Source organism: Falsiroseomonas oryziterrae, from assembly GCF_021864505.1.
Classification (GTDB): domain Bacteria; phylum Pseudomonadota; class Alphaproteobacteria; order Acetobacterales; family Acetobacteraceae; genus Falsiroseomonas; species Falsiroseomonas oryziterrae.
The window spans coordinates 14,701-29,568 of the sequence record NZ_JAKJIB010000017.1; the positions used below are offsets into that span (position 1 = coordinate 14,701).

The 14,868-nt window shown below is 70.8% G+C and carries 13 protein-coding genes; all 13 read left to right on the top strand.

What is annotated here, in order from left to right:
* Nucleotides 1-3: 3 nt before the first annotated feature.
* Complete coding sequence (gene bchB / locus L2I40_RS03260; RefSeq protein WP_237213432.1) at nucleotides 4-1,602, top strand: ferredoxin:protochlorophyllide reductase (ATP-dependent) subunit B; 1,599 nt, start codon at nucleotides 4-6, stop codon at nucleotides 1,600-1,602.
* 16 nt (nucleotides 1,603-1,618) lie between these two features.
* Nucleotides 1,619-5,254, top strand: a complete 3,636-nt coding sequence (locus L2I40_RS03265) for a magnesium chelatase subunit H (RefSeq protein ID WP_456305723.1) — start codon at nucleotides 1,619-1,621, stop codon at nucleotides 5,252-5,254.
* Nucleotides 5,251-6,162, top strand: coding sequence for a ferredoxin:protochlorophyllide reductase (ATP-dependent) iron-sulfur ATP-binding protein (gene bchL / locus L2I40_RS03270; protein ID WP_456305724.1), 912 nt, complete (start codon nucleotides 5,251-5,253; stop codon nucleotides 6,160-6,162). Before L2I40_RS03265 ends, bchL begins: the two co-directional genes overlap by 4 nt.
* Entirely contained in the window at nucleotides 6,162-6,863 is a 702-nt protein-coding gene (gene bchM / locus L2I40_RS03275) for a magnesium protoporphyrin IX methyltransferase (protein WP_237213433.1), read from the top strand. The genes bchL and bchM overlap by 1 nt, the downstream gene beginning before the upstream one ends.
* Nucleotides 6,860-8,299, top strand: coding sequence for a PucC family protein (locus L2I40_RS03280; RefSeq protein ID WP_237213434.1), 1,440 nt, complete (start codon nucleotides 6,860-6,862; stop codon nucleotides 8,297-8,299). The genes bchM and L2I40_RS03280 overlap by 4 nt, the downstream gene beginning before the upstream one ends.
* 20 nt (nucleotides 8,300-8,319) lie before the next feature.
* Nucleotides 8,320-9,108 carry a photosynthetic reaction center subunit H gene (puhA, locus tag L2I40_RS03285; RefSeq protein WP_237213435.1) on the top strand — a complete coding sequence of 263 codons (789 nt, stop codon included), beginning with the start codon at nucleotides 8,320-8,322 and terminating at the stop codon, nucleotides 9,106-9,108.
* On the top strand, nucleotides 9,105-9,797 hold the full coding sequence (gene puhB, locus L2I40_RS03290) for a photosynthetic complex putative assembly protein PuhB (RefSeq protein WP_237213436.1): 693 nt from the start codon (nucleotides 9,105-9,107) through the stop codon (nucleotides 9,795-9,797). The genes puhA and puhB overlap by 4 nt, the downstream gene beginning before the upstream one ends.
* 10 nt (nucleotides 9,798-9,807) lie before the next feature.
* Nucleotides 9,808-10,257 carry a photosynthetic complex assembly protein PuhC gene (gene puhC / locus L2I40_RS03295; protein ID WP_237213437.1) on the top strand — a complete coding sequence of 150 codons (450 nt, stop codon included), beginning with the start codon at nucleotides 9,808-9,810 and terminating at the stop codon, nucleotides 10,255-10,257.
* Nucleotides 10,258-10,261: 4 nt separating this feature from the next.
* Nucleotides 10,262-10,582, top strand: coding sequence for a hypothetical protein (locus L2I40_RS03300; protein WP_237213438.1), 321 nt, complete (start codon nucleotides 10,262-10,264; stop codon nucleotides 10,580-10,582).
* Nucleotides 10,579-11,655, top strand: a complete 1,077-nt coding sequence (gene acsF, locus L2I40_RS03305; protein ID WP_237213439.1) for a magnesium-protoporphyrin IX monomethyl ester (oxidative) cyclase — start codon at nucleotides 10,579-10,581, stop codon at nucleotides 11,653-11,655. The genes L2I40_RS03300 and acsF overlap by 4 nt, the downstream gene beginning before the upstream one ends.
* Before the next feature lie 12 nt (nucleotides 11,656-11,667).
* Entirely contained in the window at nucleotides 11,668-12,468 is an 801-nt protein-coding gene (gene puhE / locus L2I40_RS03310; protein WP_237213440.1) for a putative photosynthetic complex assembly protein PuhE, read from the top strand.
* Between the two features lie 136 nt (nucleotides 12,469-12,604).
* Nucleotides 12,605-13,816: a 5-aminolevulinate synthase gene (hemA, locus tag L2I40_RS03315; RefSeq protein WP_237213441.1), complete on the top strand. Its 1,212-nt coding sequence runs from the start codon at nucleotides 12,605-12,607 to the stop codon at nucleotides 13,814-13,816.
* Nucleotides 13,816-14,868, top strand: a 1,053-nt coding sequence (gene bchI / locus L2I40_RS03320) for a magnesium chelatase ATPase subunit I (protein ID WP_272910930.1), incomplete at its 3' end; no start/stop codon positions are given. The genes hemA and bchI, both read left to right, overlap by 1 nt.

Below are 14,868 nucleotides of genomic sequence, written 5' to 3' on the forward strand. Positions count from 1 at the left end.
GCCATGCAGCTCGCCGTCTGGACCTATGAGGGACCGCCGCATGTGGGGGCGATGCGCGTCGCCACCGCGATGCGCGGCGTGCACTACGTGCTTCACGCGCCGCAGGGCGACACCTATGCCGACCTGCTCTTCACCATGATCGAGCGGCGCGCCGCGCGCCCGCCCGTCACCTACACCACCTTCCAGGCGCGCGATCTCGGTGGCGACACGGCCGAGCTGTTCAAGGCCGCCGTCCTCGACGCTCATGAGCGCTTCCGGCCGCAGGCGATGCTGGTCGGCGCCTCCTGCACCGCGGAGCTGATCCAGGACGACCCCGGCGGGCTGGCGCGGACGCTCGGCCTGCCGATCCCGGTCGTGCCGCTGGAGCTGCCCTCCTACCAGCGCAAGGAGAACTGGGGCGCGTCGGAGACCTTCTACCAGCTCGTCCGCGCCATGGCCGGCCCGCATGCGCCACCGCCGGGCACGAAGCGGGATCCGCGCCCGACGGACCGCGCGCCGCGCTGCAACCTGCTCGGCGCGACCGCCCTCGGCTTCCGCCACCGCGACGACGTCGCAGAGATCACGCGCCTGCTCGGCGCGATGGGCATCGAGGTGTCTGTCTGCGCACCGCTCGGCGCGACGCCGGCCGACCTCGCCCGCCTCGGCGAGGCCGACTTCAACGTGGTGCTCTATCCGGAGATCGCAGGCCAGGCCGCGTCCTGGCTCAAGCGGAGCTTCGGCCAGCCGAGCACGACCGTGGTGCCGATCGGCGTCGCCGCAACGCGTCGCTTCGTGGCGGAGGTGGCGCAGCTCGCCGGCCTCGCGACGACGCCCGACGAGGCCGCGCTGCGCCTGCCCTGGTACTCGAAGTCGGTCGACAGCACCTACCTGACCGGCAAGCGCGTCTTCGTCTTCGGCGACGCCACCCACGCGATCGCCGCCGCCCATGCCGCGCAGCACGAGCTCGGCTTCGAGGTCGTCGGCCTCGGCAGCTACTCCCGCGAGTTCGGCCGCGAGATCCGCGAGGCGGCGAAGTCCTACGGCGTCGAGCCGCTGATCACCGACGACTACCTCGATGTCGAGCAGGCGATCGCCGCGCTGCAGCCCGAGCTGGTGCTGGGCACGCAGATGGAGCGGCACATCGCGAAGAAGCTCGGCATCCCCTGCGCCGTCATCTCGGCCCCCGTGCATGTGCAGGACTTCCCGGCCCGCCACTCGCCCCAGATGGGGTTCGAGGGCGCGAACGTGCTGTTCGACACCTGGGTGCACCCGCTGATGATGGGCCTCGAGGAGCACCTGCTCGCGATGTTCCGCGAGGATTTCGAGTTCCACGACGGTGCGAAGCCCTCGCACCTCGGTGGCGGCGCGCAGCTAGCGCCAGAGATGGGCATCGGGGCGGCGCCCGCCGCGCAACCCCTGCCCGCGCCCGCAGCGGTGACTCCCCACGCCGCTGCGGGCGACTCCATCGCCTGGGGTCCGGACGCCGAACAGGAGCTCAAGAAGATTCCGTTCTTCGTGCGGGGGAAGGCTCGACGCAACACGGAACGCTTTGCCGCCGAGCGCGGCATCGCGACCATCACGCTCGAGACCCTGTATGACGCCAAGGCCCACTATGCCCGCTGACGGAAGCATCCGCACCGTGGGCCGCGGCGCCGCGGAGTCATCCAGCGGCATCCGCGTGGTCGTCGTCACGATGGACAGCCACCTGGCCGGCGCCATGCTGCAGGCCCGCGGCGACCTGCGGCGCGAGATCCCGGGCCTCGAGCTGAGCGTGCATGCGGCCGACGAATGGGCAGGCGACGCCGAGGCGCTGGCGGCGTGCCACGACGACATTGCAACGGCCGACATCGTCATTGCTGCGATGCTGTTCCTCGAGGACCACATCAAGGCCGTGCTGCCGGCGCTCGCTGCGCGGCGCGGCCGGTGCGACGCGATGGTGTGCATGCTCTCGGCCGGCGAGGTCATGAAGCTGACGCGCATCGGCCGCTTCGACATGGGCGCCGAGGCCAGCGGGATCATGGGCCTGCTGAAGAAGCTGCGCGGCGCGAAGAAGGGCGGCGCCTCCTCCTCCGGCAAGGGTCAGATGCGGATGCTGCGGGAGCTGCCGCGCCTGCTCCGTTTCATCCCCGGCACGGCGCAGGACGTGCGCGCCTATTTCCTGGCGCTCCAATACTGGCTGGCGGGGTCGCGCGAGAACCTCGGCAACATGGTCCGGCTGCTGGTGAACCGCTACGCCGCCGGGCCGCGCGCGAAGCTCGCCGGCTCGCTCAAGGTCGCGCCGCCGGTCCACTACCCGGAAGTCGGCCTGTACCATCCGAAGCTCGCGTCGCGCGTGACGGAGCGGCTGGAGGACCTGCCGAAGGGCGGCCGCGCCGGCACGGTGGGGCTGCTCGTCATGCGCAGCTACGTGCTGGCCGCCAATGCCGCGCATTACGACGGCGTGATCGCGGCGCTCGAGGCGCGCGGCCTGCGCGTGATCCCGGCCTTCGCCTCCGGCCTCGACAACCGCCCTGCGGTCGAGCGGTTCTTCATGAAGGACGGGGTCCCGGCGGTGGACGCGGTGGTCTCGCTCACCGGCTTCTCGCTCGTCGGCGGCCCCGCCTACAACGACAGCCACGCGGCGGAGGAACTGCTGGCGCGGCTCGACGTGCCCTACATCTCCGCCCATCCGCTCGAGTTCCAGACGATGCGGCAGTGGCAGGCGGATCCGCGCGGCCTGCTGCCCGTCGAGGCGACGATGATGGTCGCCATCCCGGAGCTCGACGGCGGCATCTGGCCGATGACCTATGGCGGCCGCTGTGGCGCGGATGCGACGGGCAAGACCTGCCCGGGCTGCGACGGCGTCTCCTGCCAGCGCGACATGCGCCCGCATCCCGAGCGCGCCGATCGCCTGGCGGAGCGCGTGGCGCGTCTCGTTGCGCTGCGCCGGTCGGAGCGGCGCGCGCGCAAGGTCGCGATGGTGCTGTTCAGCTTCCCGCCGAATGCCGGGAACATCGGCACCGCCGCCTATCTCGGCGTCTTCGAATCGCTGCACAACACGCTCCGCGCCATGGCGGCCGCCGGCTATGCCGTGGAGGTGCCGGAGAGCGTGGACGCGCTGCGCGAGCGCGTGCTGCACGGCAACGCCTCGCAATTCGGCGCCATCGCCAACGTCGCCGCGCGCATCGGCGCCGACGACCATGTCCGACGCGAGACCTACCTCGCCGACATCGAGCGGCAATGGGGCCCGGCCCCGGGCCGCGCGCAGTCCGATGGCGCGACGATCCACGTGCTCGGTGCGCGCTTCGGCAACGTGTTCATCGGCATCCAGCCTGGCTTCGGCTGGGAGGGCGACCCGATGCGCCTGCTCTTCGAGCGCGGCTTCGCCCCGACCCACGCCTTCAGCGCCTTCTACCGCTGGATCCGCGAGGATTTCGGCGCCCATGCCGTTCTGCATTTCGGCACGCACGGCGCGCTGGAGTTCATGCCCGGCAAGCAGGCGGGGCTCTCGGCCGAATGCTGGCCGGACCGGCTGATCGGCGAGCTGCCCAACTTCTACCTCTATGCCTCCAACAACCCGTCGGAAGGGATGCTGGCGAAGCGGCGGGCGGGGGCGGCGCTGATCTCGTACCTCACGCCGCCGGTGGCCAATGCCGGCCTCTATCGCGGGCTGCTGGACCTCAAGGCCTCGCTCGATCGCTGGCGGGGGCTCGATCCCGATTGCGACCCGGCGGTGCGGCAGTCGCTGGCGCAGCTGGTGCAGGCGCAGGCGGCGGCGGTGGATCTCGCCGAAGCGGAGCCCGCCTGGCCGGCCGAGGCGCTCGATGCCCGCGTGCTGAAGCTGACGGCCGAGCTGCTCGAGCTGGAGTACACGCTCATCCCGCACGGCCTGCACGTGATCGGCGAGGTACTGACCCGGCAGCAGCGGGCCGAGACGCTGGACGCTGCGGGCGTCACCGACGCGGCCGAGCGTGCGCGGCTGGACGCGCTGCTGGCCAGCGACCCGGAGTTGCCGGCGATCCTGCATGCGCTGGATGCCGGCTACATCCGCCCTGCGCCGGGCGGCGACCTGCTGCGCAGCACCGCGGTGCTGCCGACGGGCCGCAACCTGCACGGCTTCGACCCCTTCAAGATCCCCTCAGCCTTCGCGGTGCGCGACGGAGCGCGCCAGGCCGACCGGCTGCTCGCGCGCCACGCGGCGGACGGGAAGGGCCTGCCGGAGACGGTGGCGATCGTCCTCTGGGGCACGGACAACCTGAAGACCGAGGGCGGGCCGATCGCGCAGGCGCTGGCCCTGATGGGCGCCGAGCCGCGGCACGACAGCTACGGGCGCGTGTCGGGGGCCAAGCTGATCCCGCTGGAGCAGCTTGGCCGGCCGCGGATCGACGTGATGGTGACGCTGTCGGGCATCTTCCGCGACCTGCTGCCGCTCCAGACCAAGCTGCTGGCGGAAGCGGCACTGCTGGCGGCCGAGGCCGACGAGCCGGTCGAGCAGAACTACATCCGCAAGCATGCCCTGGCCTTCCAGGCGCAGCATGGCGGCGACATCCAGCAGGCGGCTCTCCGGGTCTTCGGCAATGCCGACGGCGCCTACGGCTCCAACGTCAACGGCATGATCGACGCCGGCGTCTGGACCGACGAGGACGAGCTCGCCGAGACCTATGTCCGCCGCAAGGGCTATGCCTACGGGATCGACGGCAAGCCGGCGCGCCAGGACAAGGTGCTGGGCCACCTGCTCGGCAGCGTGGAGGTCACCTACCAGAACCTCGACAGCGTCGAGGTCGGGCTGACCACCATCGACCAGTATTTCGACACGCTGGGCGGCATCAGCCGCGCCGTGCGCCGCGCCCGCAACGGCACCGAGGCCGCCGTCTATGTCGGCGACCAGACGCGCGGCGAGGGCACGATCCGCACGGTCGCCGAGCAGGTCGCGCTCGAAACCCGCACGCGCGCGCTGAACCCGAAATGGTTCGAGGCCCTGCTCGCGCATGGCTACGAGGGCGTGCGGCAGATCGAGGCGCAGGTGACCAACACCATGGGCTGGTCGGCCACGACCGGCCAGGTCGCGCCCTGGATCTACCAGCAGCTGGCCCAGACCTACATGCTCGACCCCGAGATGCGCGCGCGGCTCGCGAAGCTGAACCCGACCGCATCCGTGCGCATCGCGAACCGCCTCATCGAGGCGCATGAGCGCAACTACTGGCAACCGAGCGAAGAAACCATCGAAGCCCTCCGCCAGGCCGGCGAGGAGCTCGAGGACAGGCTCGAAGGCATCGCCGTGGAGATGGCCGCATGACCGTGATCATGAGACCACCGCCGAACGCGTCTCGCTCCCGCCTCGGCGACGGCGAGGGCAGCGTGCAGGTGCATGCAGATGCGGGTGCCAAGATCGACGGCGCGACCGTCTTCGCGATCTACGGCAAGGGCGGTATCGGCAAGTCCACCACCAGCTCGAACCTCTCGGTCGCCTTCAGCAAGCTCGGCAAGCGCGTGCTGCAGATCGGCTGCGATCCGAAGCACGACAGCACCTTCACCCTGACGGGGAAGATGATCCCGACGGTGATCGACGTGCTCGACGGCGTCGGCTTCCACGCCGAGGAGCTGCGACCCGAGGACTTCGTCTTCGAGGGCTACAACGGCGTGCTCTGCATCGAGGCGGGCGGCCCGCCCGCCGGCACCGGCTGCGGCGGCTATGTCGTCGGCCAGACGGTGAAGCTGCTGAAGGAGCACCACCTGCTCGAGGAGACGGACATCGTCATCTTCGACGTGCTCGGCGACGTGGTCTGCGGCGGTTTCGCGGCCCCCCTGCTGCACGCCGACCGCGGCCTGATCGTGGCGGCGAACGACTTCGACAGCATCTTCGCGATGAACCGCATCGTGGCTGCGATCAAGGCGAAGTCCGCCAATTACGGCGTGCGGCTCGGCGGCGTCATCGCCAACCGCTCGCGCGACACCGACCAGATCGAGAAGTTCAACGCGGTGTCCGGTATGAAGACGCTCGCGCATTTCCCCGACCTCGACGTGATCCGCCGCTCGCGGCTCGCGAAGAAGAGCCTGTTCCAGATGGACGAGGCCGTGCCGGAGGTGAAGACGGCGCAGGACGAGTACCTGCGTCTTGCCGCCGGCCTGCTCTCCGGCGTTACGCCGCTGGAGGCCGCGCCTCTGAAGGACCGCGAGATCTTCGACCTGCTGGGGTTCGACTGATGCCCACGGCCACCTACCAGACCCGCCGCGGCGAGCTGCACGAATACTTCGATCGCACGGCGATCCGGGCGTGGGAGAGGCTGACCTCCGACGCGCCGGTCTCCGGCATCCGCGCCACGGTGCGCGCGGGCCGCGACGCGATGCGCGCGACGCTGCTCTCCTGGCTGCCCGCCGACCTGACGGGCAGGCGCCTGCTCGATGCCGGCTGCGGCACCGGCGCGCTGGCCCTGGAAGCGGCGAAGCGCGGCGCCGAGGTTGTCGCGGTGGACATCGCCCCCGGCCTGATCGAGATCGCGAAGCAGCGCACGGGCGAGATCGCCGGTCCTGGCCGGATCACGTTCCTCGCGGGCGACATGTTCTATCCCGCGCTCGGCCGCTTCGACCATGTGGTCGCGATGGACAGCCTGATCCACTACGCGCCGCAGGACACGGTGCGCGTCCTCGCGGGTTTGGCGGAGCGCACGGACGGCTCCATCGCCTTCACGTTTGCGCCGCGCACTGCGCTGCTCTCGGCCATGCATGCCGCCGGCCGCTTCTTCCCCCGCGGCGACCGCGCCCCCTCCATCGTCCCGGTGGCCGAGGCGAAGCTGCGCCGGCTGATCGAGCACGACGCCGGGCTGCAGGGCTTCGCCGCCGGGCATCACCGGCGCATCGCCTCCGGCTTCTACACCTCGCACGCGCTGGAGCTCGTCCGGCGATGAACGCGATCGAGGCCCGCATGGCGCGCATCTGGACGAAGGTCGGCAGCAACCTGCTGCCCTTCGCCGATGCCGTCTCGGCGGACCTCCCCTGGTCGCGCCTGCTGCGCCTCTCGCTGTTCCAGATCTCCTGCGGCATGACGGCGGTGCTGCTGATCGGCACGCTGAACCGCGTGATGATCGTCGAGCTGCATGTCGCTGCCGGCCTGGTCGCGACGATGCTGGCGCTGCCGCTGGTCTTCGCCCCGCTCCGCGCCCTGATCGGCTTCAGGTCGGACACCTACCGCTCGCTGCTGGGCTGGCGGCGCGTGCCTTACATCTGGTTCGGCAGCATCTGGCAGTTCGGTGGGCTCGCGATGATGCCCTTCGCGCTGATCGTGCTGTCCGGCGACACCTGGGCGCCGCCCTGGGCGGGACAGGTGGCGGCGGCCATCTCCTTCCTGATGGTCGGTGCCGGCATGCACACGGTCCAGACCGTCGGGCTGGCGCTCGCGACCGACCTCGCGCCGCGCCGGTCGCAGCCGAATGTCGTCGCGGTCCTGTCGCTGATGCTGCTGGTCGGCATGGTGATCTCGGCGCTCCTGCTCGGCGCCTTCCTGGCCGACTTCACGCAACTCAAGCTGATCCAGGCGATCCAGGGCTGCGCGGCGGCGACCCTGATCCTGAACTTCATCGCGATGTGGAAGCAGGAGGCGCGCGATCCCTCGCGCACGCAGGGTAAGCAGGAGGGCGACCCCGGCTTCATCGAGAGCTTCCGCCTTCTCTGCGCCAGCGGGCCGTGGAACCGCCGGCTGCTGGCCGCCGGCCTCGGCTTCGCGGGCTTCGCGATGCAGGACGTGCTGCTCGAGCCCTATGGCGGGCAGATCCTCGGCCTCGGCGTCGGCGCCACCACTGGGCTGACGGCGCTGCTCGCCGGCGGCAGTGCGCTCGGCTTCGTGGCCGGGGCGCGCTGGCTGTCGCAGGGCGCGGACGCGCACCGCCTCGCGGCCTATGGCGCGCTGATGGGGATCTTCGCCTTCGGCCTGGTGATCCTGTCGGGTCTCGTCGTCTATGCACCGATCTTCGCGCTCGGCTCGCTCTGCATCGGGCTCGGCGGCGGGCTCTTCGCGCATGCGACGCTCACCTCCTGCATGCGGCTCGCGCCGCCGCACCAGATCGGCCTCGCGCTCGGCGTCTGGGGCGCGGTGCAGGCCACGGCGGCGGGCACCGCGATCGCGCTCGGCGGGATCGTGCGCGACGTCATCGGCGGCCTCGCGGAGCAGGGCGCGCTCGGTGAAGCCATGACCAGCCCGGCGACCGGCTACGTCGTCGTCTACGCCGTCGAGATCGCACTTCTCTTCGTCACCCTGGCCGTGGTCGGCCCGCTCGTGCGCGGCACGGGCGCCACCCGCTCGCGACCGCAACACGAGCCCGGCGCCGCCGGGCCGGCTCACGTCTGAGGGATCAACGGAGGTCCGCCATGCAGCCTGTTCCACTCACCCCCGTCTGGCAGGACCTCGCGGCCCTGTCGCTCTACGCCTTCTACGCTTTCTTCCTCGGCCTGGTGCTTTGGCTGCACCGGGAGGGCAAGCGCGAAGGCTACCCGCTGATCTCGGATCGGGAGGGGCGTGAGCTCCGCGCCCCGATCGAGGGCTTCCCGGCGACGCCGGATCCGAAGGCCTACATCCTCCCGCACGGCCACGGCACGGTCAGCGCGCCCGGCCCGCGCGCCGAGCGCGACATGACCGGCATCCTGGTCGCCTACGACCCGTTCCCCGGTGCCTCGCAGGTCCTGCTGACGGATCCGATGCAGGCGGGCGTCGGTGCCGCGTCGTACTCGCTGCGCGCCGACACGCCCGACCTCACCTGGGACGAGGGCGATCCCAAGATCGTGCCCCTGCGCGCCGCGCCAGGCTGGACGATCGCCGAGGGCGACCCCGAGATCCGCGGCCGGCCCGTCTTCGGCCTCGACAAGAAGGTCGCCGGCACGGTGGTGGACCTCTGGGTCGACAAGTCGGACGTGCTGCTGCGCTACGTCGAAGTCGAGGTCGTCGGCAGCGGCAAGCGCGTGCTGATCCCGATCGGCGTCGTGCGCTGGAGCGGCGAGGGCCCGGTGATCTGCGACAGCGCGACCTCCGCCCAGATCGCGGCCGCGCCGACCACCGCGCATCCGGAACGCGTCACGCTGCGCGAGGAGGACCGCGTCAGCGGCTACTTCGGCGGCGGCGAGCTCTACGCGCTGCCCGGCGACAGCGAGTCCTTCGTATGAGCAAGGACACCCGCCCCGGCTTCTTTGAGCACGACGTCGAGCCCGTCCCCGGGCTTCCGGCGGAACTGCCCCAGGGCGAGTCGATCCTGTGGCAGGGCAAGCCCCGCTTCGGCGGGCTTGCCCGGCGGGCGCTGCACCTGCGGTGGATGTCAGTCTACTTCATGCTGCTAGCGCTCTGGCGCGGCGTGGCGCTCGCCCTCGACGGCGGCGACGCGCTGGAAGTCGCGCAGGGGGCGGCGTTCATCCTGCTGCTCGGTGCCGTGCCGATGGGGCTGCTCGCGCTCTACGGCTGGGCCTCGGCGCGCATGACGCTCTACACGATCACGACGCGGCGCGTGGTGATCCGCACCGGCGTCGCGCTGCCGATGAACGTCAACATCCCCTTCGCCGTGATCGGCAGCGCCGCCTTGGCGCAGCACGAGGACGGCACGGGCGACATCGCGCTGCAGGTGATGAAGCCGCATCGCGTCTCCTGGATGGCCCTCTGGCCCTGCACGCGGTCCTGGCACATGTCCCACCCGCAGCCGACGCTGCGTGGGGTGGCGCAGCCGGAGAAGGTCGCGCAGGCGCTTGGCCGTGCGCTCGCCGCGGCATCGTCCATGCCGGTGCGCGCGGTCGCGCAAGCCGCGCCCGGCACGCAGCCGACGCCCGACCGCGTCAAGCAGCCTGCCGCGGCGGCGGCGGCCTGAGGAGACGGGGATGGACCAGACTCTGCCCCGCCGCTTCGTCGTCTCCCGCGGGTTGCTGCTCGGCACCGGCGCGGTGGTGGCCGGCACGCTGGCGCTGGCCACCCTCGGGCACAAGGCGCCGGTCAATCCCGCCTCGACCGGCGCGCAGCCGCTGGCGACGCGCGACATCCGCTTCGCCGACCGCGACGACGGCGCCGTCGTCGTCACCGATGCCCGCACCGGCGGCGTGATCGAGGTCTTCGTCGGCGAAGAGGGCTTCGTCCGCGGCGCCATGCGCGGGCTGATGCGCCAGCGCCGCGTCGCACAGTTGGGGCCGGACGCGCCGTTCCGGCTCAGCACCTGGCCGGATGGCCGCATCACCCTGCTCGACACGGCGACGGGCAACGCGATGGAGCTTCACGCCTTCGGCCGCACCAATGCCGAGGCTTTCCTGAAACTGCTCAACACAGAGGAGCGATGACGCCATGACGGACCACTGGGGAGTGGGCCGGGCGATCTTCGGCGGCAAGACCGTCGAGGTACCCTGCACAGTGGAGATCGAGCGGACAGCGGACTACTTCTTCGCCAACGCCATTCCCGAAGGGATCGAGTTGCGTCCCGGCGACCGCGTGCTGGTGCACGGCGCGCCGGACCATGTCGAGTTCGGTGAGAAGCTGGCCTTCGAGACGACGGCGACCGTCTATCTCGCCGGCCCGATCGAGCGCGCCTGGACGCAATGGTCCGCGCTGTTCGAACTGACGGAGCTGTATCACTGCGGCTTCGAGCCGAAGGAGGTGACGGCATGAACGCCATCACGCCGGGCGGCCGGCCCTCCAGCTCCTCCGAAACCACGAAGATGGCGCTGACCGAGACGGTGCTCTCGCCGCGCTTCTACACCACAGACTTCGCCGCGATGGACGCGATCAGCGTCGAGCCGGTGCGCGAGCAGTGGGACAGGCTGATGGCGGAGTTCCACGCCGACCCCAACAAGGGCCACTTCATCCGCACCGAGGAATTCGACGCCTTCGACATCGAGACGCTGCCGGAGGGGCTTCAGAAGGAGTTCCTGGAGTTCCTCGTCAGCAGCGTGACGGCCGAATTCTCCGGTTGCGTGCTCTACGCCGAGATCAAGAAGCGGGTGAAGAACCCGGACATGAAGGACCTCTTCGGCGTCATGGCGCGCGACGAGTCCCGGCATGCCGGTTTCATCAACGACACGCTGAAGGACATGAACGTCGGCGTGGACCTGGGCTTCCTCACCAAGGCGAAGAAGTACCACTACTTCCAGCCGAAGTTCATCATGTACGCCACCTATCTGTCCGAGAAGATCGGCTACGCGCGCTACATCACGATCTTCCGGCAGTTCGAGCGGCATCCGGAGCTTCGCATCCACCCGATCTTCAAGTGGTTCGAGAAGTGGTGCAACGACGAGTTCCGCCACGGCGAGGCCTTCGCGCTGCTGATGCGCGCCAACCCCGACCTGGTGCGGGGCCGGAACCGGTACTGGGCGCGCTTCTTCCAGCTCGCGGTCTTCGCCACCATGTTCGTCCGCGATCATGCGCGCCCCGAATTCCACAAGGCGCTCGGCATGGACGCGACCGACTACGACATGCGCGTCTTCCGCATCACCGAGGAGATCTGCCGCCAGGTCTTCCCGGACACGCTCGACGTGGACAACCCGGCCTTCCTGCGGAACCTGCAGCGGCTGAACGGGATCGCGGAGGCGCTGGGCCGGGCGAAGGCGCAGGGCGGCGTCGTCGGCGGCGCCAAGCGGGTCGCGCTCTCGGCCGCGGCGGCAGCGGTGTTCGGGCGGCTCTACTTCCTGCGCCCGCGCCGGCATGCGCTGCCGGACGACGCCCGCCTCTCGCCGGCCTGGTAGGGGCGGCACCGGATGGCCGAGCACGGGCTTCCCGCCCTCTTCACCCTTCTCGTCTGGTGGTCGAGCACCGGCTTGATCATCTACCTGGACGGGCTGCGGCGGGAGACCTTCCGCTGGACGATGCTGGGGGCGACGACGCTCCTGCTCGCCGGCCTGTTCGGCCTCCATGCGCTGGCCTGGGACACGAGCACGGCGGGGGCTTGGCTCGGCTTCGTCTGCGGCGTGCTGTGCTGGGCCTGGATCGAGATCGCCTTCCTGACCGGGCTGGTCACCGGCCCGCGCAGGACGGCGATCCCGCCGACGACGCGCGGCTGGCCGCGGCTCAAGGCGGCGATCGCCGTCATCCTGTGGCACGAGCTCGCCATCATCGTCATGGCGGCCGCCATCGTCGCGCTGACCTGGCAGGCGCCGAACCAGATCGGCACCTGGACCTTCCTGGCCTTCTGGGCGATGCGGCAGAGCGCCAAGCTGAATGTCTATCTCGGCGTGCGGAACCTCTCCGAGGCGTTCCTGCCGGACCACCTCCGCTACCTGGAGAGTTATTTCGCACGCAGGCCGATGAACGTGCTGTTCCCGCTTTCGGTCCTGGCCGGCGTGGTCGCCTGCGCCCAGCTCGCAATGGCGGCGCTGGCGCCAGGGGCGACGGGGCACGAGGCGGTGGGCTTCACGCTGCTCGCCACGCTGGTTGCGCTCGGGCTGCTCGAACATATTTTCATGGTGTTGCCGTTCTCGGCGGACGCGCTGTGGCGCTGGGGCCTGGCCTCGCGACCGGCCGCGAAGCCGGATGCGCCGCAGCCGACGAGCGCGGCATGACCCGCGCCCGTGGGAATTCCTGGATGTTGATCGTGATCAAGGGCGCCGTTCCGGGCGCCTGCAAGGATGGTCGTCGCGCCGCGCCGCCGCGACAGGCCGGATGCCGGGTGGCGCCGAACGACCAGTGGGGGCCGACATGAACTACGAGAGCTTCTTCCGGGCGCAGCTCGACGGCCTCCGGCGCGAAGGCCGCTACCGTGTCTTCGCCGACATCGAGCGCCAGCGCGGCGGCTTCCCGAAGGCGATCCGCCACGACGCCGGCAAGACGCGCGAGGTCACCGTCTGGTGCTCCAACGACTACCTCGGCATGGGCCAGCACCCGAAGGTGCTCGCCGCGATGCATGAGGCGCTGGATCGCTACGGCGCCGGCGCGGGCGGAACGCGCAACATCTCCGGCACGAACCACATGCACGTCCTGCTCGAGAAGGAGCTGGCCGACCTGCACGGGACCGAAGCGGCGCTGCTGTTCAACTCGGGCTACATGTCGAACTGGGCGACGCTGTCCACGCTGGCCTCGCGCATGCCCGGCTGCGTGATCGTCTCCGACGAGATGAACCACGCCTCGATGATCGAGGGCATGCGCCACAGCCGGGCGGAGCGACGGCTGTTCAAGCACAACGACGTCGCCGACCTGCGCCGCATCCTGGCGGAGCTGCCGGAGGACTGCCCGAAGCTCGTCGCCTTCGAATCGGTCTATTCCATGGACGGCGACATCGCGCCGATCGCGGCGATCTGCGACGCGGCCGACGAGTTCGGCGCCATGACCTATTGCGACGAGGTGCACGCCACGGGGCTCTATGGCGCGCGCGGCGGCGGCATCACGGAGCGTGACGGCGTCGCGCATCGCCTGACCGTCATCGAAGGCACGCTCGCCAAGGCCTTCGGCGTGATCGGCGGCTACATCGCCGGGTCGGCCGCGATGGTGGACTTCGTCCGCAGCTTCGCCTCGGGCTTCATCTTCTCGACCGCGCTGCCGCCGGCCGTCGCCGCCGGCGCCCGCGCCGCGATCCAGCACCTCAAGCAGAGCAACGCGGAGCGCGAGGCGCTGCAGGAACGCGCGCGGACGCTGCGGCGCCGGCTCGACGAGATCCACGTCCCGCACCTTGAGAACCCGAGCCACATCGTGCCGGTGATGGTCTACGACCCGGTGCAGTGCAAGCGGATCAGCGACATCCTGCTAGACCGCCACGGCGTCTATGTGCAGCCGATCAACTACCCCACCGTCCCGCGCGGGACGGAGCGGCTGCGCATCACGCCGGGCCCCGTCCACACGGACGCCGACATGGACCATCTGGTCGCCAGTCTGGAGGCCGTCTGGTCGCAGTTCAGCCTGAGGCGCGCCGCCTGATGGACGCCGCCGGCCCCCGGGGAGGGGGTGCCGGAAGCGACCACCAGGCCGCATCCGCACCGAAGGCGAAGCCGCGCAGGGCGACGGCGAAGCCCGCGCGCCTCGTCTTCCCCTTTTCCGCCATCGTCGGGCAGGACGAGATGAAGCTCGCCCTGCTCATCGCCGCCGTCGATCCGGCGGTGGGCGGCGTCATGGTCTTCGGCGACCGCGGCACCGGGAAATCCACCACGGTCCGCGCACTCGCCGCGCTGCTGCCGCCGATGAAGGCAATCGCCGGCTGCCCCTTCTCTTGCGATCCCGCGAAGCCCGCGCAACTCTGCGACGCCTGCCGCGCCAGCACGCGCCGTGTGGTGGTCACCGTGCCCGTGCCGGTCGTGGACCTGCCGCTCGGCGCGACCGAGGACCGCGTGACCGGCGCGCTCGACATCGAACAGGCGCTGGCCGAGGGCCGCAAGGCCTTCGAGCCCGGCCTGCTGGCCCGCGCGCATCGCGGCTTCCTCTACATCGACGAGGTCAACCTGCTGGAGGACCACCTGGTGGACCTCCTGCTCGATGTCGCCGCCTCCGGCGAGAACGTGGTGGAGCGCGAGGGCATCAGCATCCGCCATCCCGCCCGCTTCGTCCTCATCGGTTCCGGCAATCCGGAGGAGGGCGAGCTGCGCCCGCAGCTCACCGACCGCTTCGGCCTCGCGGTCGAGGTCCGCACGCCGAAGGACCTCCCGACGCGCATCGAGGTGGTGAAGCGCCGCGACGCCTTCGACCGCGACTCGAAGCGCTTCGTCGCCGCCTGGACGAAGGAGGAGGCAGCGACGCGCAAGCGCATCCTCGCCGCGCGCCGCCTGCTGCCCAAGGTGCAGGTCCCCGACGCGACTCTGGAAGCCGCCGCGCAGCTCTGCCTGGCGCTTGGCACCGACGGGTTGCGCGGCGAGCTCACGCTGGTCCGCACCGCGCGCGCGCTGGCCGCGCTCGACGGCGACGCGACCGTGACCGTCGCGCATCTCCGCCGCGTCGCGGCCCCCGCGCTGCGCCATCGCCTCCGCCGCGACCCGCTC